The organism is Ramlibacter sp. 2FC, assembly GCF_005503345.1.
Taxonomy (GTDB): Bacteria; Pseudomonadota; Gammaproteobacteria; order Burkholderiales; family Burkholderiaceae_C; genus SCMQ01.
In genome coordinates this window covers 90,411-112,259 of sequence record NZ_SCMM01000008.1, presented here as the reverse complement: position 1 = coordinate 112,259, position 21,849 = coordinate 90,411, and the positions used below count along the sequence as shown (strand labels likewise).

General features: G+C 67.2%; 22 protein-coding genes and 1 pseudogene. 13 read left to right on the top strand and 10 right to left on the bottom strand.

Features of this window, described 5'->3' with window-relative positions:
• On the top strand, positions 1–2,124 hold a 2,124-nt coding region (locus FFS10_RS05850), incomplete at its 5' end, for a DUF5801 repeats-in-toxin domain-containing protein (protein ID WP_137892505.1).
• 109 nt (positions 2,125–2,233) lie between these two features.
• Here FFS10_RS05850 and FFS10_RS05845 read toward each other — a convergent pair.
• From FFS10_RS05845 to FFS10_RS05835, 3 genes are read right to left on the bottom strand one after another with little or no spacing between them, the layout of a single operon-like run.
• Entirely contained in the window at positions 2,234–3,211 is a 978-nt protein-coding gene (locus tag FFS10_RS05845; protein WP_137892503.1) for a lytic transglycosylase domain-containing protein, read from the bottom strand.
• 53 nt (positions 3,212–3,264) lie between these two features.
• Positions 3,265–5,181 (bottom strand): EAL domain-containing protein, encoded by a 1,917-nt coding sequence (locus tag FFS10_RS05840; RefSeq protein ID WP_137892501.1) that lies wholly within the window; start codon positions 5,179–5,181, stop codon positions 3,265–3,267.
• Between the two features lie 22 nt (positions 5,182–5,203).
• Positions 5,204–5,902, bottom strand: a complete 699-nt coding sequence (locus FFS10_RS05835) for a transglutaminase-like cysteine peptidase (RefSeq protein ID WP_137892499.1) — start codon at positions 5,900–5,902, stop codon at positions 5,204–5,206.
• 158 nt (positions 5,903–6,060) lie between these two features.
• Here FFS10_RS05835 and FFS10_RS05830 point away from each other — a divergent pair, with 158 nt between their 5' ends.
• Complete coding sequence (locus tag FFS10_RS05830) at positions 6,061–7,875, top strand: TolC family outer membrane protein (RefSeq protein ID WP_137892497.1); 1,815 nt, start codon at positions 6,061–6,063, stop codon at positions 7,873–7,875.
• An 83-nt stretch (positions 7,876–7,958) separates the two neighbouring features.
• Here the strand turns inward: FFS10_RS05830 and lipA are convergent, their stop codons facing one another.
• Genes lipA through FFS10_RS05810 form a run of 4 tightly spaced genes read right to left on the bottom strand, consistent with a single transcriptional unit; the run spans position 7,959 to position 10,458 of the window.
• The gene (lipA, locus tag FFS10_RS05825) at positions 7,959–8,951 is read right to left on the bottom strand and encodes a lipoyl synthase (protein WP_137892495.1); all 993 of its coding nucleotides are present in this window, start codon (positions 8,949–8,951) and stop codon (positions 7,959–7,961) included.
• A 30-nt stretch (positions 8,952–8,981) separates the two neighbouring features.
• Entirely contained in the window at positions 8,982–9,656 is a 675-nt protein-coding gene (lipB, locus tag FFS10_RS05820; protein WP_137892493.1) for a lipoyl(octanoyl) transferase LipB, read from the bottom strand.
• A 6-nt stretch (positions 9,657–9,662) separates the two neighbouring features.
• Entirely contained in the window at positions 9,663–9,971 is a 309-nt protein-coding gene (locus FFS10_RS05815) for a YbeD family protein (RefSeq protein WP_137892491.1), read from the bottom strand.
• A 40-nt stretch (positions 9,972–10,011) separates the two neighbouring features.
• Positions 10,012–10,458, bottom strand: a complete 447-nt coding sequence (locus FFS10_RS05810; protein WP_137892489.1) for a CopD family protein — start codon at positions 10,456–10,458, stop codon at positions 10,012–10,014.
• Between the two features lie 207 nt (positions 10,459–10,665).
• Between FFS10_RS05810 and FFS10_RS05805 the strand changes: the two genes are divergently transcribed.
• The 9 genes from FFS10_RS05805 (at position 10,666) to FFS10_RS05765 (ending at position 17,825) form a co-directional block, all read left to right on the top strand.
• A complete protein-coding gene (locus tag FFS10_RS05805) occupies positions 10,666–11,121 on the top strand; it encodes an ATP synthase subunit I (RefSeq protein ID WP_137892519.1) in 456 nt (151 codons plus the stop codon).
• A gap of 14 nt (positions 11,122–11,135) precedes the next feature.
• Positions 11,136–12,017 (top strand): F0F1 ATP synthase subunit A, encoded by an 882-nt coding sequence (gene atpB, locus FFS10_RS05800; protein ID WP_137892487.1) that lies wholly within the window; start codon positions 11,136–11,138, stop codon positions 12,015–12,017.
• A 63-nt stretch (positions 12,018–12,080) separates the two neighbouring features.
• The gene (gene atpE, locus FFS10_RS05795) at positions 12,081–12,329 is read left to right on the top strand and encodes a F0F1 ATP synthase subunit C (protein ID WP_019429175.1); all 249 of its coding nucleotides are present in this window, start codon (positions 12,081–12,083) and stop codon (positions 12,327–12,329) included.
• A gap of 36 nt (positions 12,330–12,365) precedes the next feature.
• On the top strand, positions 12,366–12,836 hold the full coding sequence (locus FFS10_RS05790; protein ID WP_137892485.1) for a F0F1 ATP synthase subunit B: 471 nt from the start codon (positions 12,366–12,368) through the stop codon (positions 12,834–12,836).
• 21 nt (positions 12,837–12,857) lie between these two features.
• Complete coding sequence (locus tag FFS10_RS05785; protein ID WP_137892483.1) at positions 12,858–13,388, top strand: F0F1 ATP synthase subunit delta; 531 nt, start codon at positions 12,858–12,860, stop codon at positions 13,386–13,388.
• Positions 13,389–13,432: 44 nt separating this feature from the next.
• Positions 13,433–14,986 (top strand): F0F1 ATP synthase subunit alpha, encoded by a 1,554-nt coding sequence (gene atpA / locus FFS10_RS05780; RefSeq protein WP_137892481.1) that lies wholly within the window; start codon positions 13,433–13,435, stop codon positions 14,984–14,986.
• A gap of 30 nt (positions 14,987–15,016) precedes the next feature.
• A complete protein-coding gene (gene atpG, locus FFS10_RS05775) occupies positions 15,017–15,895 on the top strand; it encodes a F0F1 ATP synthase subunit gamma (protein ID WP_137892479.1) in 879 nt (292 codons plus the stop codon).
• Between the two features lie 38 nt (positions 15,896–15,933).
• Positions 15,934–17,340: a F0F1 ATP synthase subunit beta gene (atpD, locus tag FFS10_RS05770; RefSeq protein WP_137892477.1), complete on the top strand. Its 1,407-nt coding sequence runs from the start codon at positions 15,934–15,936 to the stop codon at positions 17,338–17,340.
• Between the two features lie 68 nt (positions 17,341–17,408).
• Positions 17,409–17,825, top strand: coding sequence for a F0F1 ATP synthase subunit epsilon (locus FFS10_RS05765; RefSeq protein WP_137892475.1), 417 nt, complete (start codon positions 17,409–17,411; stop codon positions 17,823–17,825).
• Positions 17,826–17,921: 96 nt separating this feature from the next.
• On the opposite strand, the gene FFS10_RS05760 is transcribed toward FFS10_RS05765, so the two are convergent.
• From FFS10_RS05760 to FFS10_RS05750, 3 genes and pseudogenes are all read right to left on the bottom strand, one after another.
• Complete coding sequence (locus FFS10_RS05760) at positions 17,922–18,461, bottom strand: TPM domain-containing protein (RefSeq protein ID WP_137892473.1); 540 nt, start codon at positions 18,459–18,461, stop codon at positions 17,922–17,924.
• A gap of 427 nt (positions 18,462–18,888) precedes the next feature.
• Positions 18,889–19,317 (bottom strand): annotated as a pseudogene (locus tag FFS10_RS23745) (TPM domain-containing protein); the annotation flags it as partial.
• Positions 19,318–19,577: 260 nt separating this feature from the next.
• The gene (locus tag FFS10_RS05750) at positions 19,578–20,165 is read right to left on the bottom strand and encodes a LemA family protein (RefSeq protein ID WP_137892471.1); all 588 of its coding nucleotides are present in this window, start codon (positions 20,163–20,165) and stop codon (positions 19,578–19,580) included.
• 131 nt (positions 20,166–20,296) lie between these two features.
• Between FFS10_RS05750 and FFS10_RS05745 the strand changes: the two genes are divergently transcribed.
• Positions 20,297–20,746 carry a YybH family protein gene (locus tag FFS10_RS05745; protein ID WP_137892469.1) on the top strand — a complete coding sequence of 150 codons (450 nt, stop codon included), beginning with the start codon at positions 20,297–20,299 and terminating at the stop codon, positions 20,744–20,746.
• A gap of 35 nt (positions 20,747–20,781) precedes the next feature.
• Positions 20,782–21,849: an alpha/beta fold hydrolase gene (locus tag FFS10_RS05740; protein WP_137892517.1), complete on the top strand. Its 1,068-nt coding sequence runs from the start codon at positions 20,782–20,784 to the stop codon at positions 21,847–21,849.

Sequence of the window (21,849 nt, the reverse complement as noted above, 5' to 3'; positions counted from 1 at the left end):
ACGCTGACGCAGTCGGCCGAGCTGGACCATGTGGGCGCGGGTAACGACCTGCAGATCGCGCTGGCGGCGGGCAAGGTGAGCCTGAGCGCGACGGCCACGACCACGGACGGCGACGGCGACACGGCGACGGCGACGGTGAGCGCGGACCTGGGCGGCAACATCCGCTTCGACGACGACGTGCCCAGCGTGACGGCAGGCGCGGTGGCCGACGGCGGCATCATTCTGAGCACGGAGGATCCGGCGACGGACGGCGTGCCCACGGATACAGACACGGCCAGCGCGAGCTTCGCGGCGGCCTTCCTGGCGGCGGCGGTACCGGTGTACGGCGCCGACGGCGCGGGCAGCACCGTGATCAGCGGCTACACGCTGTCGATCACGGGAGGCAACGGCACGGCCTCTGGGCTCACCAGCAACGGCCTGGCGATCACGCTGGCCAAGGTGGGCAACGACGTGGTGGGCAGCACCGCGGCGGGCGAAGTGTTCCGCATCAGCGTAGCCAGCAACGGCACCATGACGTTGTCGCAGTCGGCGGAAGTGGACCATTTGGGCGCGGGCAACGACCTGCAGATCGCGCTGGCGGCTGGGCTGGTGACGCTGAGCGCGACGGCGACCACCACGGACGGCGATGGCGACACTGCCACGGCGCAGGTGAGCGCAGACCTGGGCGGCAACATCAGCTTCGCAGACGATGTACCGGTGTTCTCCATCGTCAACGACGGCGCAGATGCGGGTACGGCGGTCAGTATTTCGGCGCCCAACCCGGCCACCAATACGACATATGCCGGACAGTTTGCGGACTGGACTTATGGTGCAGACGGCCCTCAATCGACGCCCACGCTGTCGGGTGTGACAGGCAATGTGAGTCTCAACTCCGGCACGAGTTCCAGCCTGGTCATCGACCTGAAGGATGCAAGCAACAATCTCGTCGGCCAGCTGACCTTGAATGCGGATGGAACCGATTCGCTTCAGGTTTTCCATCGTGCTCCCACGATGGTCACGGACACGCTGCTGACGAGCGACGTGACCGCATCCGGGCCGGGGCTGGTGAAGACGATCAATAGCAGCATTTCAGGCTTGGTGATCACCATCACTGGCAGCGATGGCAACGCCACGCCGAATCAATCATCCGACGAGGTGAATCCGAGCGCCCAGGGTTGGGCCATCAAGGACAACCAGGTTGATGTGGGAGAGTCAATCACCTTCTCCTTCAATCAGAGCGTGGATCGCTTCAGTTTCGTTGCGGACGGTTTTAGCGGAAACCCGAATGATTCCGCTCTTGACGCCGATGCTCTAGGTGATGTTGGCCTGACCATCCGCGTCTACTACGATGCCGCGAAGACCATCTATGAGGACTTCACGAACATCACTGTCAACTCTGGCGGTACGGTTCAGATCGCCGACTTGTCTGGTTTTGGCACCACCGTAGGCGGCGTCACCTACACCTCGTTCTACGGTGTCAACATACTGAGCGACAACTCCCAGGACAGCAACGACGGCTTCAGGCTGAACAGTGTCACGGTGTCGAAAGTCTCGTCCGAGCTTCCGCCCGACCTCGACTACAGCTTCACGCTGAATATTGTGGACGGGGATGGCGACGCTGTCGCGCAAAGCTTCAGCGTCCATCTCGACGGCGACTCGTCCGGTAGCTTGGCGGTCGAGGCAATTGCCGGCACGTCGGGCGCGAACACGCTTGTCGGCACGGGGGCTGCAGACGTTCTCATTGGCGGCGCCGGCAACGATACGCTGGAAGGCGGTGGGGGCGCTGACGTCTTCAAGTGGAGCCTGAGCGACGAGGGGACCGTGGCGTCGCCCGCCGCCGATGTCGTCAAGGACTTCAACCTGGCGCCCGTGGCCTCCGGCGGCGACGCGCTGGACCTGAAGGATCTGCTGACGGGCGAGCATGCGAATTCGGCAAGCCTGGATGCCTATTTGGACTTTGGCCAGAATGGCAGCGGCCAGACCGTGATTTCTGTCCATACCGGTGGCGCCGACAGCCCCGTGACGCAAACCATCACGCTGGAGAACGTGCAATACACTGCGCTGCAGACCTATGCGGGTGGAACCTCTGATGCCGCCATCATTACCAAGCTGCTGACCGATGGCAATCTGAAGACCGACGTCTGATCTGCGTGCAGAGTGGCCTGCTTCAGCAGGCCGGATCGGTGCCTTCGAGGCAGATCGCTCAAGCGGTCTGCCTCTTCTCTTTTGGGCGTGAGGTGCGTCGAGAGGCGCCTTACCGGCCCCGGACATTCAGCCAGGAGGAGGCCTCAGTGAGACTCTCATCGAAGCCGTGATGCAACTGGCCGTAAAGCCCGATCACCCGCCGCACATAAGCCCGCGTCTCGGGAAACGGCGGCACGCCCTTGTAGTGGTCCACCCGCCCCTCGCCCGCGTTGTAGGCCGCCAGGGCGTAGGCGATGTTGCCGCGGTAGTAGGACAGCAGCCAGCGCAGGTAGGCCATGCCGCCGCGCAGGTTCTGGGTGGCGTTGTAGGCGTTGCGCACGTTGAAGCGCTCGGCGGTGTCGGGGATCAGCTGCATCAGGCCCATGGCGGCCTTGGGCGACTGGGCGCCGGTCTCGAAATTCGACTCGACCGCGATCACCGACAAGACCAGGCGCGGGTCTAGCGCGTACCAGGCGCTCAGCGTGCGGGTCAGGGGGACGACCCAGCGCTTGTGCGCGGGCAGGGACTCGATGAAGCGGTCGATAGCCGGCTGGCCGTCCGATGCGAGCTCGAAGGACAGGCCATTGACGGCGGGCGGCGCAGCCTTCTCGGGCAGCTGCGCCAGGGTCACGCAAGCCGGCAGTTCAGCTGAACTCAGCTGGATGCTGTCGAGCATCTTGCCGGCCTCGGCATGGCCCTGGGCCGCGGCCTGCGAGAACAGGGCGGCGGCCAGCGGCCGGCTTTCAGGCACGCCGCGGCCAAAGGCATACAGCATGCCCAAGCGGTACTGGCCTTCTATGCTGCCCAGACGCGAGGCTTCGCAGTAGAGCGCGGCGGCCTGCCAGGCCTTGTCCTGCGTGTCGGTGCCGGCTTCCAGCTTGCTGGCTCTATGCATCAGGCCGCGCAGTGCCGGCGGTTCGTCCTCCAGCAGGGCGGCCGGCGCGGGTGCGGCCGCAGCGGTCTGTGCCAACGCGCCGCCGCCGTGGATGCAGGCTGCCCAGACCAGGCAACTGGCCCATGCGGCGGGCGCGCGCGCGATGCGGTACACGAAAGACTCCGATCTGCATGGGCCACTCGACCGAAGTCATGCGCCCGGCTTGCTTACTTCTTTATAGCCGGCCCTGTCGCGCCGTCAAACCCGAGTGCGGCCAGCAGCGGCAGGTCGCTGTCGGATTCGACGCCGAGCGCGATGACAGTGATGCCGAAATTGCGCGCCATGCTGCACAGGCCCTTGAGGAATTCCTGGTTGCCAGGGTTGTGCGCGATGTCGCGCACGTAGCTGGGGTGGACCTTGATGTAGTCCAGGCCCAGGTCGGCGAGCTTGTCGCCCTCGGCGAAGCGCTGGCCGAAGTACTCGATGCCGACGCGGCAGCCCAGCGGCTTGACGGCATGGACCAGGTCCCTGAAGGCGTCGAACTGCTTGAACACGCCGTGCTCGGGGACCTCGAACAGCAGGCGCTTGCACAGCTCGGGGTGGGCCTGCAGCAGCTGCATCAGCTCGCGGCGGAAGCCGAAATCGGCAATGGTCTCGGCCGACAGGTTGACCGCGATGTCGCCGGGCATGCTGCGCAGCTGGGCCAGGGCCAGGCGCACGACCTGCAGATCGATCGGCGCGCTGAGGTTCAGGCGCGCGGCCATGGGCATGAAGTCGCCGGCGGTCAGCAGCGTGCCGGTTTCATCGACCTGCAGGCGGATCACGCCCTCCTGGTGCATGGAAGCCTGGCCGCCGCGGTCGACCACGGGGTACAGGGCCAGCCGCAGCTTGCCGCCGCTCACGGCCTGGCTCAGCAGGCTGCGCCACTGTTCGGCGGGGCGGGCGGCGCGGCCGCTGTAGTCGGCGCTGGCGTGCCAGCGGTTGGGGCCCTGGGCCTCGGCGCGCGCCAGGGACTCGTCGACGCGGCTCAGCAGCTCGCCGAGGTTCTGGCCGCGCTGGTAGGGCACGGCGGCGAGCTGGAACAGGTCAGGTGCCTCGGCGGCCCAGTTCGGCAGCCAGTCGCGCAGCAGGCGCGCGTGCAGCTCGCCCGCGGCCTGCTCGGGCGCCGTCTGGCCCGGCCAGACCAGGGCGAACTCGCCGCCCTTGAGCCGGCCGACGGCCTGGCTGGCATGCTCGCGCGCCGCCTGCTTGAGCAGCTCGGCCAGCTGCAGCAGCAGCGCGTCCGTGCGCTGGTGGCCCAGCCGGGTGTTCAGCTGGTCCAGGTCCGTGAGGCGCAGCGCGATCAGCGTGCCCTCGGCGCTGGAAGTCTCGCCGACCAGCAGCTCGCGCAGCTGCGACAGGAAATGTTCGCGTCCGGCCAGCCCGGTCAGGCCGTCCAGGTTGACCTTCTGGCGCAGGGCTTCGAGCCGCGCGGCCTCCTCGCTGAACAGGGCCTTGAGGCGCTCGACCATGCTGTTCATCGCGTGCGCCACGCTGCGCAGCTCGGGCGTGCGGGGCTCGGCGATGCGCAGGAAGCGGCGCTCGGCGATGGCCTCGGCCTGTTCGACCACGTCGCCCAGCGGCCGGGTGATGTAGCGCAGGGCCAGCGTGCCCGCGACGCCGGTCAGCAAGCCGCCGACCACGAACCACAGCAGCAGCTCCAGCGTGCCCTCCCACAGGCTCTTGTAGGCGTACTGCTCGTGGCTGGACAGGATCACCGTGCCGTACTGCTTCCAGCCGTCCTGCACCTGCGCCTGCCCGGGCTTGGCCTGGATGGGGATCAGCCGGGCGAACCAGGCCGGCGCGCCCTGCAGCTGGCCGCTGAAGACGCGCTCCACCAGCGTCTGGCCGGTCGGCGCGACGATGCGGATGAAGCGGTAGTGGCCGGCGTCGAACTGGGCCGCGACCTGCAGTTCCACCGTGACCGGGTCCTTGGGCAATTGCGACAGCGACAAGGCCAGGGCCGTGGCGTTGTCGATGTTCTTCACCTGCAGCTGCTGCTCCAGGTAATGGCGCGCGGACAGCACGCTGACCACCATGCTGCCGCCGAAGGCGATGGTCATGGCCACGATGATGGCGAGCCAGAGCTGTTTGATAAGGGACATGGTGCAACTCGCTGGTTGAATCTCAGGGGGTAAGGCCTTCCTGGCGCATGCGCTCGAGCACATCGCGCCATCGCGACAGCCGGGTGGTCGGGTCGGCCAGGGAGGTGGTGGCGCCGCCGACCCACAGGCCGGCGCCGTTGAAGCTGTAGACCGGCATCAGGTCGCCGCGCATCGAGGCAGGGCGCACGCTGCTGATCAGGTTGTCGAGGATCAGCGGCTCATCGGTGGGCTGGGGGAAGAAGCCCAGCACCATGTGGGCGACGCTGGTGGTCGAGCCGGTCTTGGCGCGCACGTAGATCAGGCGCAGGCGCTCGTCGGCAATGCCCAGCAGCTGCAGCGTGAGGTACTTGGCGATCGAATAGTCCTCGCAGTCACCGGTGCCGCGGCCCATGAACTCGAGCGGCGAGGCCCAGTAGTCCTGTTGTTGCCACACAACGATGTCGTCCTCGAACAGCATGCGCCGGTTAAAAAAAGCGTTCACCTTGTCGAGCTTTTCCGTGTCGGGCAGGGCGCGCGACTCCTCGATCAGCCTGCGCCAGGCCTGCACGGTGTCGGCCGCGCGCGCGCCGTAGCGCTGCAGCGCCAGGGCCTGGGTCTTGTCGAGGTCGGGCGCCGCGAACGAGGCGCCCAGCGTCAGCAGCAAGGCGAGCAGCGCGGGCCGCCAGCCAGGGCCCGATCGCCGCCGCGCCAGGCGGCGGCTGCCGTGGCTCGCAGCGGTCATGCGGGCTTCCCCATGGGGGAAAGCCTAAGGCAAAGGCGTGAGAAGGACAAAACCGGCCCGTTGTTCTTGTGCGGCTCATACCCAGAAGTGGGGGTTTCAAAAATAACATATCGAAGCTATAAAGACCATTCGAAACAATCAACCAGGTTGAGGGACCTATGAAGAAGACACAAAAACTGTCCATGGTTGCGGCTGCCGTCCTGTTCGGCGTGGCAGCGCAGGCGCAGAACATTCCCGAGCCGCTGGCTCAGGCCGCACGCAAGGCCGTGGTGACCAACCCCGAGGTGCAGGCCCGCTGGCACGGTTTCCTGGCCGCCGGCAACGAGCGCGACGTGGCGCGCGGCGGCTATTTCCCCCAGCTCGACCTGCGCGCCGGGGTGGGCCGCGAAAGCCGCATCACGCCGCTGACCAACTACGGCACCTACAACTTCGACGGCGTGCAGCTGACGCTGAACCAGATGCTGTTCGACGGCCTGTTCACGCCCAATGAGGTCAAGCGCCTGGGCTATGCCAAGCTGACGCGCTACTACGAGCTGGCCGAGGCTTCCGAGACCGCGGCGCTGGAGGCCACGCGCGCCTATGCCGACGTGGTGCGCTACCGCGAGCTGGTGGAGGTCGCCAAGCAGAACTACGTGGAGCACAAGCAGACCACCTCCCAGGTGGAGGAGCGCGCGACCGCAGGCGTGGGGCGCCGCGTCGACGTCGAGCAGGCGACCGGCCGCCTGGCCCTGGCCGAGTCCAATCTGCTGACCGAGTTGACCAACCTGCACGACGTCAGCGCACGCTACCTGCGCATCGTGGGCGAGAAGCCGCCGGCCGCTCTGCCTGCGCTGCCGGAGAAGTTCCAGGTGGGCACGCTCCCGCCCTCGGTCGACGTGCTGATGCGCGACGGCCTGTCGAACAGCCCCACCCTGAACGCGGCGGTGGAGAACGTGCGGGCCAACCGCACCGCGATCGACACGCGCAAGTCGGCCTATTTCCCGCGCCTGGACCTGCGCGGCTACATGACGCGCGACCACAACTCGCTCGGCGTGCCCGGCAACACCCGCGTCAACGGTGTCGAGCTGGTGCTGAACTACAACCTGTTCCGCGGCGGTGCCGACATGGCGCGCGAGCGCCAGGCGGTGGATCTGCACGAGCAGGCGCGCGACCTGCAGGAGAAGGCCTGCCGCGACGTGCGCCAGGCCTTGTCGATCGCCTACAGCGACGTGAGGACCCTGAACGAGCAGCTGCGCTACCTGGACCAGCACCGCCTGTCGACCGAGAAGTCGCGCGAGGCCTATCGCCAGCAGTTCGAGCTGGGCCAGCGCACCCTGCTGGACCTGCTGGACAGCCAGAACGAGTACTTCGAGGCCACGCGCGCCTACGTCAACGCCCGCTACAACCAGATCGTGGCCCAGGCGCGCACGCTCTCGGGCATGGGCCAGCTCGTGCCCACGCTGAACGTCAAGCGCGAGGACATGCCCAGCGCCCAGGATGCGGGGCAGACGCGCCAGGGCATGGACCCGTCGGACCTCTGCCCGCTCGAGGAGTCGGTGTCCGACTCGCTGGACAAGATCCGGGCCGAGACCGTGATTCCGCCGCGCGTGCGCACGGCGCAGCCCGCGGCGGCGGCGGTGCCGGCCAAGATCAGCCTGTCGGCCGACCAGCTGTTCGACTTCGACAAGGCCACCATCAAGGCCGGTGGCACGGGCAAGCTCGACGCCCTGGTGGACCGCCTCAAGGGTGTCAACATCGAGGTCGTGATCGCCGTCGGCCACACCGACTCGGTGGGCACGGACGCCTACAACCAGCGCCTGTCGCTCGCGCGCGCCGAGTCGGTCAAGGCCTACCTGGTCGGCAAGGGCGTGGATGCCAAGCGCATCCGCACCGAAGGCCGCGGCGAGAGCCAGCCGGTGGCCAGCAACGCCACGGCGGAAGGCCGGGCCAAGAACCGCCGCGTGGACATCGAGGTGGTGGAGGCGCGCAAGTAAGAAGACTTCGGACTTGCACGTAAAAAAACCGCGTCGGTCGACGCGGTTTTTTGTTGGGCGGCTGCGCGCTGCGCGGTCGCGGCTCAGACCCCGGCGGCGTGCGCCTGCTGGTCGGCGTGGTAGCTGGAGCGCACCATGGCGCCGACGGCGGCGTGGCTGAAGCCCATCTCGTAGGCCTTCTGCTCGAACATCTTGAAGGTGTCGGGGTGCACGTAGCGGCGCACCGGCAGGTGGCTGGTCGAGGGCGCGAGGTACTGGCCTATGGTCAGCATCTCGATGTCGTGCGCGCGCATGTCGCGCATCACTTCCAGGATCTCCTCGTCGGTCTCGCCCAGGCCGACCATCAGTCCGCTCTTGGTCGGCACCTGCGGGAACAGGGCCTTGAACTTCTTCAGCAGGTTCAGGCTGAACTGGTAGTCCGAGCCCGGGCGCGCCTCCTTGTACAGGCGCGGCACGGTCTCCAGGTTGTGGTTCATCACGTCGGGCGGCGCGGCCTTCAGGATCTCCAGCGCACGGTCGTCGCGGCCGCGGAAGTCGGGCACCAGCACCTCGATCTGGGTCTCGGGCGAGAGTTCGCGCGTCTTGCGTATGCACTCCACGAAATGGCCGGCGCCGCCATCGCGCAAGTCGTCCCGGTCCACGCTGGTGATCACCACGTACTTGAGCTTGAGCGCGGCGATGGTGTTGGCCAGGTTCTGCGGCTCGTTCACGTCCAGCGGGTCGGGCCGGCCGTGGCCCACATCGCAGAACGGGCAGCGGCGCGTGCACTTGTCGCCCATGATCATGAAGGTGGCCGTGCCCTTGCCGAAGCATTCGCCGATGTTGGGGCAGGAAGCCTCCTCGCACACCGTCACCAGCTTGTTCTTGCGCAGGATGTCCTTGATCTCGTAGAAGCGCGTGGTCGGCGAGCCGGCCTTGACGCGGATCCACTCGGGCTTCTTGAGCACCTCGCCGGGCTCCACCTTGACCGGGATGCGCGAGAGCTTGGCCGCTGCCTTCTGCTTGGCCGAAGGGTCGTAGGTTTCGAGGGACTGGACTTCCCGGACGACCGGGCGCTGGCTTTCGGATTGGCTCATGTTGGGGCTTGGGTGGGATGTGAACAGGCCCTAAGGCGCGAGGGCGGCCTCGAGCTTGGCGCCCAGCAGCTGGGCGGCCTCGTCCCAGGTGACGGATACGCCGATTGTACGAAGGTCCACGGTTTTCAAGCCCGCATAACCACATGGGTTGATGCGGGAAAAGGGTTCCAGGTCCATGGCCACGTTCAGCGCCACGCCGTGGTAGCTGCAGTGGCGGCTGACCTTGATGCCCAGCGCGCTGATCTTGCCCAGGCCGCGGAACGGGTCGCCGGGATGGGCGGGACCGGTGAGCGCCGCATGCGAGAACGGGTCATCCAGCCGCACGTAGATGCCGGGGGCGCCGGCCACCCGGTGGCCGGTCACGCCGAGCTGGGCCAGGGTGCGCAGCACGGCCTCCTCGATGCGGTAGACGTACTCCTTCACGTAGTAGCCGGCGCGCTGCAGGTCGATCAGCGGGTAGGCCACCACCTGGCCCGGGCCGTGGTAGGTGACCTGGCCGCCGCGGTTGGTGGACACCACCGGGATCTCTCCGGGGTTCAGCACATGGTCGCTCTGCCCGGCCAGGCCCTGGGTGTAGGTGGGCGGATGCTCGCAGAGCCAGAGCTCGTCGGCGGTGTCGGGCTTGCGCGCCGCCGTGAAGGCCTGCATGGCCTCGTAGGTGGGAAGGTAGGCCACCTGCCCGAGCGCGCGCATGGCGATGCCCATCCCGGCTCAGAGCACGACCTTGACCATCGGGTGGCTGGACAGCGCACGGTACAGGTCGTCGAGCTGCTCGCGGCTGGTCGCGGTGATGGTGATGGTGATGCCGAGGTAGTTGCCGCCCTTGCTGTCGCGCAGCTCGATTGTGGTCTCGTCGAAACCCGGGTCGAACTGCCGGGCCACATGGGCGATCGCGGCCACGAAGCCCTCGGCCTTGGCGCCCATGACCTTGATCGGGAAGGCGCTGGGATATTCGATCAGCGAGTCCTTGCGCGGATCGGTGCCGGGCGGCGGTGCGGGAGGTTGGGCGGAAGCGCTCATGGCTTGAAGTCCGGGGCGTGAGGGTGAAAGGGGTGCTGCGTCAGCGCCACAGCAGGACGGCGGCCACGGCCAGCCAGCCCAGCGCGAAGTTGAGCACGACCAGCGGATGGATCTGGGCTACGCGGCGGCCCGCCTCGGGCCAGTTGGCGGCGGCCACCGCGGCCTTGAGACGCCGGAACGGCGCGAAATAGATGTGGCCGAAGATGCCGAACATCAGCAGGCCGATGCCCAGCATCGCGTGCCAGCCGCGCGGCGCGACCTTCATGTCGACGCCGGCCAGCATGAAGGCGCCGCTCAGCAGCAGCACGGCGATGCTGAGCCACACCAGGGCGAAGAAGCGCGCGAGAACGGCCGACAGCAGGGGCAGGCGCTGCGGCGGCTGCAGCTGCGCGATGGCGACCGGGCGCAGCGCGCACAGCACGAAGGCCATGCCGCCGAGCCAGACGATGCCTGCGGCCAGATGGAGGAGCTTTACAAATTCGTACATGTCAGACCCTGGGCAGGCCCCGATTGTGACGCGTAGCGCAAAACGCCGGGCCGCAGGGGCTTATCCGAGGCCTGCGACAGGGCATGGTCGGGCGTTGCGGGTTTCTACGTATAATGAAAGGCTTTGCGGAAGTTGCAGGACGTAACCTGGGTGTAATTCGCGATGACCACAATCACACCCCGGCCCGACGCTCCGGCTTGCGCAGGAATGACAGATGAGGCGCCTGAGCCCGATTTCAAGCCGCTGAGTGCCGAGGAGGCGCAGCAGTGGCGCGAGAAGAACCCGCCGCAGTCCCCGTGGCGGGTCTGGCGGATTCAGGCGGGGGTGGGTGTGCTTGTGGCGCTGCTGGCCTGGGCGTTCACCGGTCAGGCCCGGATGGGCTGGTCGGCTGCTTACGGTGTTCTGGCGGTGCTGCTTCCCTCTGCGCTGTTTGCTCGCGCACTGTCGCGCCAGAAGGCCGTTGCCAACGCGGGTGCCGCGCTGGTCGGTTTTTTTGTGTGGGAAATGGTCAAGATTGCCTTGACGGTGGCGATGCTGTTCGCCGCGCCAAGGCTGGTTTCGCAGTTGAGCTGGCTCGCCTTGTTGGCTGGCTTCGTGGCGACGATGAAGGTGTACTGGGTGGCACTGTGGCTGCATCCGGTGCGCAAGAAGAATTTGAATTGACGAACTGGTGATCTATGTCTGCTGCTGAAAACACGGGGGCGCACGCCCCGACGGCTGGGGAATACATCCAGCACCACCTGCATCACCTGCAGAAAAACTTTTCCTTCGAGAGCGTCGAGCAGAACAGCATCGTCGACTTCAGCCTGTTCAACTTCGACTCCGTGTTTTTCTCGGTGGTGTTGGGCGCGCTGGGTTGCTTCCTGCTGTGGCGCGCGGCGCGCCAGGCCACCTCGGGCGTGCCGGGCCGCTTCCAGGCGGCGGTCGAGCTGCTGTCCGAATATGTGGAGAACCAGGCCAAGGGCGTGATCCACAACGCCAAGAGCCGCAAAGTGATCTCGCCGCTGGCACTCACCGTGTTCGTCTGGATCTTCCTGATGAACGCCATGGACATGCTGCCCGTGGACCTGATCCCCGCCATCTGGCACAACACGGGCCCGGCCCTGGGCTTCAAGGACTACATACGCGTCGTGCCGACGGCCGACCTGTCCACCACCCTGGGCCTGTCGTGCTCGGTGCTGCTGGTCTGCGTGGTCTACAACATCAAGATCAAGGGCCTGGGCGGCTGGGCCCACGAGCTGATCGCCGCGCCCTTCGGCGATCACTGGGCCCTGTATCCGGTCAACTTCCTGATGCAGATGATCGAGTATGTCGCCAAGACCGTGTCGCACGGCATGCGGTTGTTCGGCAACATGTTTGCCGGTGAACTGGTGTTCATGCTGATCGCACTGATGGGCGGCGGCTGGGCGCTCTCGGCCACCGGCATCGGCCTGGCCATCGGTCACGTCGTCGCCGGCACGGTGTGGACGCTGTTCCACATCCTGGTGATCACCCTGCAGGCCTTCATCTTCATGATGCTGACGCTGATCTACACCGGTCAGTCGCACGAAGCGCACTGAAGCACGCATACCTTTCCCTTTTCTTTTTCCCTTCACTTTTCCACTAACCTTTAGGAGCATCTCATGGAAAACATTCTTGGCCTCGTCGCACTGGCTTGTGGTCTGATCGTTGGTCTGGGCGCCATCGGCGCTTCCATCGGCATCGCGCTGATGGGCGGCAAGTTCCTCGAGTCCTCGGCCCGTCAGCCCGAGCTGATGAACGAGCTGCAGACCAAGATGTTCATTCTGGCCGGTCTGATCGACGCCGCCTTCCTGATCGGCGTGGCCATTGCTCTGCTGTTTGCCTTCGCCAACCCCTTCGTTCTGAAGTAATCGACGGACCCCTTTCACGACCGAAAGGACTAAGCCGTGAACATTAACGCAACCCTGTTCCTGCAGGCGGTCGTTTTTGCGATCCTGGTGTGGTTCACGATGAAGTTCGTGTGGCCCCCGATCACGAAGGCGCTCGACGAGCGGGCCCAGAAGATCGCCGACGGCCTCGCCGCCGCCGACAAGGCCAAGTCCGAGCTCGCCGCAGCCAACAAGCGTGTCGAGGCCGAGCTGGCCACGTCGCGCAACGAGACCGCTACGCGCCTGGCGGATGCCGAGCGCCGGGCGCAGAACATCATCGAAGAAGCCAAGGCCCGCGCGGCCGAGGAAGGCAACAAGATCATCGCTGCTGCCAAGGCCGAGGCCGAGCAGCAGGCCGTCAAGGCCCGCGAGGCCCTGCGCGAGCAGGTCGCGGCCCTGGCGGTCAAGGGTGCCGAGCAGATTCTCCGCAAGGAAGTCAACGCCGGTGTCCACGCTGATCTGCTGAGCCGCCTCCAGACCGAGCTGTAAGCGCTCAAGGCAGAGAAGACCATGGCTGAACTTGCAACCATTGCCCGCCCTTACGCCGAAGCGCTGTTCAAGTCGCAGGCGTCCGACCTCGCCGGCGCGGCCGCCTGGCTCGACGAGCTGGCGGCCGTCGCGGCCGACCCGCAGCTGCTCCAGCTTGCCGACAGCCCCAAGGTGGCCGACGCGCAGGTGTTCGATGTGATCGCCGGGGTGGTGCGCGGCGCGCTGCCGGAAGCAGCGAAGAACTTCCTGCGCCTGGTGATCGAGAACCGCCGCCTGGCCGCGCTGCCCGAGATCGCCAGCCAGTTCCGCGCCCTCAAGAACGCCGCCGGCGGTTCGGCCGACGCCACCGTGTACAGCGCTTTCCCGATCGACGGGGCGGCGCTGGCCGACGTGTCGGCCACGCTGGAGAAGCGTTTCGGCCGCAAGCTCAACGTCAAGGTCGAACTCGATGCGTCGCTGATCGGCGGCATCCGCGTGGTGGTGGGCGACGAGGTGCTCGACACCTCGGTCAAGGCCCGACTTGAACAAATGAAAGCGGCCCTCACCGCCTGACGCGGCCTGAGACCGGACCTATTTAAAGAAAGAAGGAAAGAGTCATGCAACTCAATCCCGCAGAAATTTCTGAACTGATCAAGAGCCGCATTGAAGGGCTTGCCGCCAGCGCCGACATCCGCAACCAGGGCACCGTGGTGTCCGTGACCGACGGCATCGTCCGCGTCCACGGCCTGTCCGACGTGATGCAGGGCGAAATGCTGGAGTTCCCCGCCTCCAAGGACGGCCAGCCGAGCTTCGGCCTGGCGCTGAACCTCGAGCGCGACTCGGTGGGCGCGGTGATTCTGGGCGAATACGAACATATCTCCGAAGGCGACACCGTCAAGTGCACGGGCCGCATTCTGGAAGTGCCGGTCGGCCCCGAGCTGATCGGCCGCGTGGTCAACGCGCTGGGCCAGCCGATCGACGGCAAGGGCCCGATCAACGCCAAGCTGACCGACGTGATCGAGAAGGTCGCTCCGGGCGTGATCGCGCGCAAGTCGGTGGACCAGCCGGTGCAGACCGGCCTGAAGTCGATCGACTCCATGGTGCCCGTCGGCCGTGGCCAGCGCGAGCTGATCATCGGCGACCGCCAGACCGGCAAGACGGCGGTGGCGATCGACGCGATCATCAACCAGAAGGGTCAGAACATGACCTGCGTGTACGTGGCCATTGGTCAGAAGGCCTCGTCCATCAAGAACGTCGTGCGCTCGCTGGAGCAGGCCGGTGCGATGGAGTACACCATCGTGGTCGCTGCCTCGGCCTCCGAGTCCGCCGCCATGCAGTACGTGTCGGCCTACTCCGGCTGCACCATGGGCGAGTACTTCCGCGACCGTGGCCAGGACGCCCTGATCGTCTACGACGACCTGTCCAAGCAGGCCGTGGCCTACCGCCAGGTCTCGCTGCTGCTGCGCCGTCCCCCGGGCCGTGAAGCCTACCCCGGCGACGTGTTCTACCTGCACAGCCGTCTGCTCGAGCGCGCCGCGCGCGTGAACGCCGACTATGTCGAGGCCTTCACCAAGGGTGAAGTCAAGGGCAAGACCGGCTCGCTGACCGCGCTGCCCATCATCGAGACCCAGGCCGGCGACGTGTCCGCCTTCGTTCCGACCAACGTGATCTCGATCACCGACGGCCAGATCTTCCTGGAGACCAGCCTGTTCAACGCCGGCATCCGCCCCGCCATCAACGCGGGTATCTCGGTGTCCCGCGTCGGTGGCGCGGCCCAGACCAAGCTGATCAAGAGCCTGTCCGGCGGCATCCGTACCGACCTGGCCCAGTACCGCGAACTGGCGGCCTTCGCGCAGTTCGCCTCCGACCTGGACGAAGCCACCCGCAAGCAGCTGGACCGCGGCGCCCGCGTGACCGAGCTGCTCAAGCAGCCCCAGTACAGCCCGCTGTCCATCAGCCTGATGGCCGCCTCGCTGTTCGCGGTGAACAAGGGCTTCCTGGACGAAGTGGACGTCAAGAAGGTGCTGGCCTTCGAATCGGGCCTGCACGCCTGGCTCAAGGACAAGCACGCCGCCCTGCTGGCCAAGCTGGAAGCCGATAGGGCCATGGACAAGGATGCCGAAGCCGAACTGACCGCCGCCATCGGCGCGTTCAAGAAGTCGTTCGCCTGATTCCGACCCTGAACAGCTAAGGAGCCATTCATGGCAGCAGGCAAGGAAATACGCGGCAAGATCAAATCGGTGGAGAACACCAAGAAGATCACCAAGGCCATGGAGATGGTGGCCGCCTCCAAGATGCGCAAGGCGCAGGACAGGATGCGTGCCGCTCGTCCCTACAGCGACAAGATCCGCAACATCGCCGCCAACCTCGGCCAGGCCCATCCGGACTACGTGCACCCGTTCATGCTGGTCAACGAGTCCAAGACCGCGGGCTTCATCGTCGTCACGACCGACAAGGGCCTGTGCGGCGGCATGAACACCAACGTGCTGCGCTCGGTGACCAACAAGCTGCGCGACCTGCAGGCCGAGGGCGTGTCCTCGCAGGCCGTGGCCATAGGCAACAAGGGCCTGGGCTTCCTGAACCGCATCGGCGCCAAGGTGGTGGCGCATGTCACCCAGCTGGGCGACACGCCGCACCTGGAGAAGCTGATCGGGCCGGTCAAGGTGCTGCTGGACGCCTACGTCAAGGGCGAGATCAACGCGGTGTATCTCTGCTACACCAAGTTCATCAACACCATGAAGCAGGAAGCCGTGGTCGAGCAGCTGTTGCCGCTGTCGGCCAATAAGATCCAGGCTGAGGCGGCTGCAAGCGGCAAACAGCATGCCTGGGACTACATCTACGAACCTGACGCACAGTCTGTAATTGACGACCTGCTGGTGCGTTACGCCGAGGCCCTGGTGTACCAGGCCGTGGCGGAGAACATGGCGTCCGAGCAATCGGCCCGCATGGTGGCCATGAAGGCCGCGACCGACAACGCCGGCAACGTGATTGCCGAACTCAAGCTGGTCTACAACAAGACGCGGCAGGCCGCGATCACGAAGGAACTCTCCGAGATCGTCGCCGGCGCCGCCGCGGTGTGACCCCGGCCTTCACAAGATTCAAATCATTGGAGCAAAACATGGCTCAAATTCAAGGCAAGATTGTTCAATGCATCGGCGCCGTGGTGGACGTCGAGTTCCCGCGCGACCGGATGCCCAAGGTCTACGACGCGCTGAAGATGGAAGGCTCGCCGCTGACGCTGGAAGTGCAGCAGCAGCTGGGTGACGGCATCGTGCGTACCATCGCGCTGGGTTCCTCCGACGGCCTGCGCCGCGGCACCATGGTGTACAACACCGCCGCCCCGATCACGGTGCCGGTGGGCAAGGCCACGCTGGGCCGCATCATGGACGTGCTGGGCAACCCGATCGACGAACGCGGCCCCGTGGACCAGGCCCTGACGGCCTCGATCCACCGCAAGGCCCCGGCCTACGACGAGCTGTCCCCTTCGCAGGAGCTGCTGGAAACCGGCATCAAGGTGATCGACCTGGTCTGCCCGTTCGCCAAGGGCGGCAAGGTGGGCCTGTTCGGCGGCGCCGGCGTGGGCAAGACCGTGAACATGATGGAGCTCATCAACAACATCGCCAAGGCGCACTCGGGCCTGTCCGTGTTCGCCGGCGTGGGTGAGCGCACCCGCGAAGGCAACGACTTCTACCACGAGATGGCCGACTCCGGCGTGGTGAACCTGGAGAACCTGGCCGAATCGAAGGTGGCCATGGTCTACGGCCAGATGAACGAGCCCCCGGGCAACCGTCTGCGCGTGGCCCTGACCGGCCTGACCATCGCCGAGTCCTTCCGCGACGAAGGCCGCGACGTGCTGTTCTTCGTGGACAACATCTACCGCTACACCCTGGCAGGTACCGAAGTGTCGGCCCTGCTGGGCCGCATGCCCTCCGCCGTGGGCTACCAGCCGACGCTGGCCGAGGAAATGGGCCGCCTGCAGGAGCGCATCACCTCGACCAAGGTCGGCTCGATCACCTCGATCCAGGCCGTGTACGTGCCGGCCGACGACCTGACCGACCCGTCCCCCGCGACGACCTTCGCCCACCTGGACTCCACCGTGGTGCTGTCGCGCGACATCGCGGCCCTGGGCATCTACCCCGCCGTGGACCCGCTGGACTCCACCAGCCGCCAGCTCGACCCGCTGGTCGTCGGCGAGGAGCACTACGGCGTGGCCCGTGCCGTGCAGGGCACGCTGCAGCGCTACAAGGAGCTGCGCGACATCATCGCGATTCTGGGCATGGACGAACTGGCTCCGGAAGACAAGCTGGCCGTGGCCCGCGCGCGCAAGATCCAGCGCTTCCTGTCCCAGCCCTTCCACGTGGCCGAGGTGTTCACCGGCTCGCCCGGCAAGTACGTGCCGCTGTCCGAGACCATCCGTGGCTTCAAGATGATCGTCAACGGCGAGTGCGACCACCTGCCCGAGCAGGCCTTCTACATGGTCGGCACGATCGACGAAGCCTTCGAAAAGGCCAAGAAGGTGGCGTAAGGCCGGCACAGGGCGCGTCGTCAGCGGCGCACCCGCCTGGCTTTTCACTCACCTTTTAAGGAGCAACTATGAACACCATCCACGTCGATGTGGTCAGCGCCGAAGAGTCCATCTTCTCGGGCGAGGCCCGGTTCGTGGCCCTGCCGGGCGAGGCGGGCGAGCTCGGTGTCTACCCGCAGCACACCCCGCTGATCACGCGCATCAAGCCGGGCTCGGTGCGCATCGAGAAGGCCGACGGCGGCGAGGAGTTCGTCTTCGTGGCCAGCGGCATCCTGGAGATCCAGCCCGACTGCGTCACCGTGCTGTCCGACACCGCCATCCGCGGCAAGGACCTGGACGACGAGAAGGCCAATGCCGCCCGTCTGGCCGCGCAAGAGGCGCTCAAGAACGCCAACAGCGAGATCGACCTGGCGCGTGCCCAGTCCGAGCTGGCCGTGCTGGCGGCCCAGATCGCCGCGCTGCGCAAGTACCGCCAGAAGCGCTGATCGCGAGGCTCCGGTCTCTACACAAAGCCCCTGCCGTCCGGCCGGGGCTTTTTTACGTCCGGACCGGCCGGGTCGCCGGCATGCCCGCACAGGCATTCAGCGCAGCACCGGTTCGTCGGGCAGCTCGTTGCGGTCGCCGGACGGCGCCGCCGCGTCATCGGGGAAATGCCGCACCAGCACGGCCGACACCTCTTCCAGCGCCTGGGTCAGGCCGTCCTCGAAGCGCCCGGCGCGGAAGGCCTCGCCCATCTGGCCCACCATGGCCTGCCAGTGCTGGGTGCTCACATGCGGGTTCAGGCCGCGGTCGGCCACGATCTCGATCGCGTGCTCGCCTAGCAGCAGGTAAATCAGCACGCCGTTGTTGTGCTCGGTGTCCCAGACGCGCAGCTGGGCAAACAGGTCCAGGGCGCGCGCGCGGACCAGCGCGCGCAGCGCCTGCGGATCGCGCCCCTGGCGCCACAGCGCGGCCAGCGGCAGGCTGGCCTCGACGCAGATGCGGATCTCGCCGCCATGGCGCCGCTCGCTGGCCGCCACGCGCCGCATCAGCCGATCCAGCAGCTCGGGCGGGATGGCGCGCCGCGTATCGTCCTCGTCGAGCCAGGCGTGGCGCAGCAGGCGCCACAGGGGTTGGAACATGTTCTTCATCTTGTTCACCAGTCGCCGCTGGCCCCGCCGCCGCCGAAGTCGCCACCGCCGCCCGAGCTGAATCCGCCGCCGCCACGGCTGGGGCGGGCAGCACGGCTGACAGCAGTGACAACAGCAGGGCCAGCAGGGCCGCGGCCCCCGCGATCAGCAGGCTGGCCGTGATCCCCCAGGCCAGCAGGCCCACGCCGCCGCCGGTCAGCAGCGCGCCGAGCTTGCGGCCGAGCAGGCGGCGCGCCACGCCCGCCATCACCGGCACGGCGACGAACAGGAAGATGGCCAGGTCCGTGAGCTCGAAGCCCGCCGTGCTGCCGCGCGGCGCGGGCGCCTCCATGGGCGGCAGCGGTTCGCCCTGGATGCGCGCGGCCAGCTGGTCCACGCCCGCGTTCAGGCCGCCCGCGTAGTCGCCCTGGCGCAAGCGCGGCGTGATCGCGCGCTCGATGATCTGCTTGGCCGCCAGGTCGGGGATCGCGCCCTCCAGCGTCTTGGCCACCTCGATGCGCAGCTTGCGGTCGTTCCGCGCGACGATCAGCAGCACCCCGTCGCCCACCTCCCTGCGGCCTATCTTCCAAGTGTTGCCCACGCGGTTGGCGTAGCTCGCGATGTCCTCGGGCGCCGTGGTCGGCACCATCAGGATCACCAGCTGCGAGCCCTTGGCCTGCTCGAGCGCGGCCAGGCGCTGCTCCAGGGCCTGCTTCTGCGCGGCGTCCAGCGTGCCGGTGGTGTCGAGCACGCGCGCCGTCAGCGCCGGCACCGGCAGCAGGTCCTGGGCCCAAGGCCGGCCGGCGGCGCCGAGCAGGGCCAGCAGGAGCAGCGCCGCCTGGACCCAGCGCAGCAGGGCAGGGCGCATTAGGGCCTGCTCACACTGTTTTAACCACGTTCCCTTCGGGTTGCGGCCAAAAAGGCCATGCGCCGCGTTGCGAAGCCTTGCCGGGGGCCGCCCGCAGCCGTCGGTCTGCGCAGCGAACCAGGCGAAGGGCGGCATTGGCGTTGCTGCGCTGTACAGCTGCGCGCACGGACGCTCCGCAACGCCACCCCGGCTGCGTTTCGCGCCTTGCGCATGACCTTTTTGATCCGCAACGCATCTGGCAAAAACAGTGTGAACAGGCCCTACTTCTTGCCGAAGTCCACGGTCGGCGGCTTGCTGATCTCGGCTTCGTTGGGAACGCCGAAGCTCTCCTTGGCCTTGTAGCCAAAGACCATGGCCGTCAGGTTGCTCGGGAAGCTGCGCGCCAGCACGTTGTACTGCTGCACCGCCTGGATGTAGCGGTTGCGCGCCACGGTGATGCGGTTCTCCGTGCCCTCGAGCTGCACGCGCAGGTCGCTGAAGCCCTGGTTGGCCTTCAGGGTGGGGTACCGCTCGGCGACCACCATGAGCCGGCTCAGGGCGCTGCCGAGCTCGCCCTGCGCGGCCTGGAATTTCTTGAACGCCTCGGGGTTGTTCAGCGTCTCGGGCGTGACCTGGATGGCCGTGGCCTTGGCGCGCGCCTCGATCACCCGGGTCAGCGTCTCCTGCTCGAACGCGGCCTCGCCCTTGACGGTGGCGACGATGTTGGGCACCAGGTCGGCGCGCCGCTGGTACTGGTTCAGCACCTCGCTCCAGGCGGCCTTGGTCTGCTCGTCCAGGCGCTGGAAGTCGTTGTAGCCGCAGCCGCTGAGCGCCAGGGCGGTCGCGATGATGAGAAGCCAGCGTTTCATGAAACCTCCTTGTGGGCCCTTACTATAGGGCGAGCGATGCCGATGCTTAAAAGCGTTCCACGCGCCGCATGATCCGCGGCAAAATGAAGTTGGAATTTTGACTACGGCGGTGAGGGACCGCATCTCCAAAAATGCCCAAAGCCAAGCTTCAGGCCGCCACCCTGGGAGGCACGGCCGACGAGATCGAGGCGGCCTTCTACGAAGCGCTGCAGAACGCCGACATCGCCCAGCTGATGGGCTGCTGGGCCGACGAGGACGAAATCGTCTGCGTGCATCCCGGCGGCCCCTGTCTGGTCGGGGGCGCGGCGATCCGCGCTGCCTTCGAGACCCTGTTCGCCAATGGCCGCATCCAGGTGCGCGCCGAGCGGGTGCGCCGCGTCGTCGCCCTGGCCAGCGCCGTGCACAGCGTGCTCGAGCGCGTGGAGCTGCTCACCACCGAGGGGCCGCGTCACGCCTGGGTGGTCGCCACCAATGTCTACCACAAGACCCCGCAGGGCTGGCGCCTGGTGGCCCACCATGCCAGCCCAGGGACCGCCAGCGACGTGGCCGAGCTGGGCGCCGCGCCGCAGGTGCTGCACTGAAGGCCCGCCGCGCGAGACCCCCCATGAACTCCGCCCTGCACTACACCGCGCCGCGCTGGCTGCCCGGCGGTCACCTGCAGACCATCTGGCCGGCGCTGTGCTCGCGCCGCGTCCACGGCCCGCGCCCGGTCTACCGGCGCGAACGCTGGACCGCGCCGGACGGGGATTTTGTCGACGTGGACTTCCTGGCTGACGGCCCGGCCAGCGCGGGCGCGCCTCCTCTGCTCATCCTGTTCCACGGCTTGGAAGGCTCGTCGCGCAGCCATTACGCCGAGGCCTTTGCCGACTGGGCGCGCGAGCATGGCTTCGCCTATGCGGTGCCGCATTTCCGCGGCTGCAGCGGCGAGCTCAACCAGGCGCCGCGCGCCTACCACTCGGGTGACTTCGAGGAGATCGACTGGGTCCTGCGCCGCTTCCAGGCGCTGCAGGCGCAGCGCGGCGGCGGGCCGCTGGTCGCGGTCGGCATCTCGCTGGGCGGCAATGCCTTGCTGCGCTGGGCCGGCGAGATGGGCGAGGCGGCGGCCCAGGTGGTCGAGGCCGTGGCCGCCGTGTGCTCGCCGCTGGACCTGGTGGCCGGCGGCCACGCGATCGGGCGCGGCTTCAACCGCCAGGTCTACACGCGCATGTTCCTGCACAGCATGAAGCCCAAGGCCCTGGCCAAGTGGGACCAGCACCCCGGCCTGTTCGACCGCAACCGGCTGCGCGCGGCCCGCGACCTGCATGCCTTCGACGACGCCTTCACCGCGCCGGTGCATGGCTTTCGCAATGCCGAGGACTACTGGACGCGCGCCTCGGCCAAGCCCCACCTGGCGCGCATCCGCGTCCCGGCCCTGGCGCTCAACGCGCGCAACGACCCCTTCGTGCCGGCCTGGAGCCTGCCCACGGCGGCCGAGGTCGGGCCGCAGGTCAGGCTGTGGCAGCCCGCGCATGGCGGCCATGTGGGCTTCACGGGCGGCCCGCTGCCGGGCCATGTGCGCAGCCTGCCCGATGCGGTGGGGGCCTGGCTGCTGGCGGCACTGGGCGGGCGCGCCAGTTTCGAGGCAGGCCCTTCCGAGCTGCCGCCGCCGAGGGCTGGTTTGCGCTGGGACGTCGCCCGTCCATAA

Coding starts and splice junctions, on each gene's coding strand:
- FFS10_RS05840 (WP_137892501.1), bottom strand. CDS start 5,181: ATGTCCCTTATCAAACAGCTCTGGCTCGCCATCATCGTGGCCATGACC.
- FFS10_RS05835 (WP_137892499.1), bottom strand. CDS start 5,902: ATGACCGCTGCGAGCCACGGCAGCCGCCGCCTGGCGCGGCGGCGATCG.
- FFS10_RS05830 (WP_137892497.1), top strand. CDS start 6,061: ATGAAGAAGACACAAAAACTGTCCATGGTTGCGGCTGCCGTCCTGTTC.
- lipA (WP_137892495.1), bottom strand. CDS start 8,951: ATGAGCCAATCCGAAAGCCAGCGCCCGGTCGTCCGGGAAGTCCAGTCC.
- lipB (WP_137892493.1), bottom strand. CDS start 9,656: ATGGGCATCGCCATGCGCGCGCTCGGGCAGGTGGCCTACCTTCCCACC.
- FFS10_RS05815 (WP_137892491.1), bottom strand. CDS start 9,971: ATGAGCGCTTCCGCCCAACCTCCCGCACCGCCGCCCGGCACCGATCCG.
- FFS10_RS05810 (WP_137892489.1), bottom strand. CDS start 10,458: ATGTACGAATTTGTAAAGCTCCTCCATCTGGCCGCAGGCATCGTCTGG.
- FFS10_RS05805 (WP_137892519.1), top strand. CDS start 10,666: ATGACAGATGAGGCGCCTGAGCCCGATTTCAAGCCGCTGAGTGCCGAG.
- atpB (WP_137892487.1), top strand. CDS start 11,136: ATGTCTGCTGCTGAAAACACGGGGGCGCACGCCCCGACGGCTGGGGAA.
- atpE (WP_019429175.1), top strand. CDS start 12,081: ATGGAAAACATTCTTGGCCTCGTCGCACTGGCTTGTGGTCTGATCGTT.
- FFS10_RS05785 (WP_137892483.1), top strand. CDS start 12,858: ATGGCTGAACTTGCAACCATTGCCCGCCCTTACGCCGAAGCGCTGTTC.
- atpA (WP_137892481.1), top strand. CDS start 13,433: ATGCAACTCAATCCCGCAGAAATTTCTGAACTGATCAAGAGCCGCATT.
- atpG (WP_137892479.1), top strand. CDS start 15,017: ATGGCAGCAGGCAAGGAAATACGCGGCAAGATCAAATCGGTGGAGAAC.
- atpD (WP_137892477.1), top strand. CDS start 15,934: ATGGCTCAAATTCAAGGCAAGATTGTTCAATGCATCGGCGCCGTGGTG.
- FFS10_RS05765 (WP_137892475.1), top strand. CDS start 17,409: ATGAACACCATCCACGTCGATGTGGTCAGCGCCGAAGAGTCCATCTTC.
- FFS10_RS05760 (WP_137892473.1), bottom strand. CDS start 18,461: ATGTTCCAACCCCTGTGGCGCCTGCTGCGCCACGCCTGGCTCGACGAG.
- FFS10_RS05750 (WP_137892471.1), bottom strand. CDS start 20,165: ATGAAACGCTGGCTTCTCATCATCGCGACCGCCCTGGCGCTCAGCGGC.
- FFS10_RS05745 (WP_137892469.1), top strand. CDS start 20,297: ATGCCCAAAGCCAAGCTTCAGGCCGCCACCCTGGGAGGCACGGCCGAC.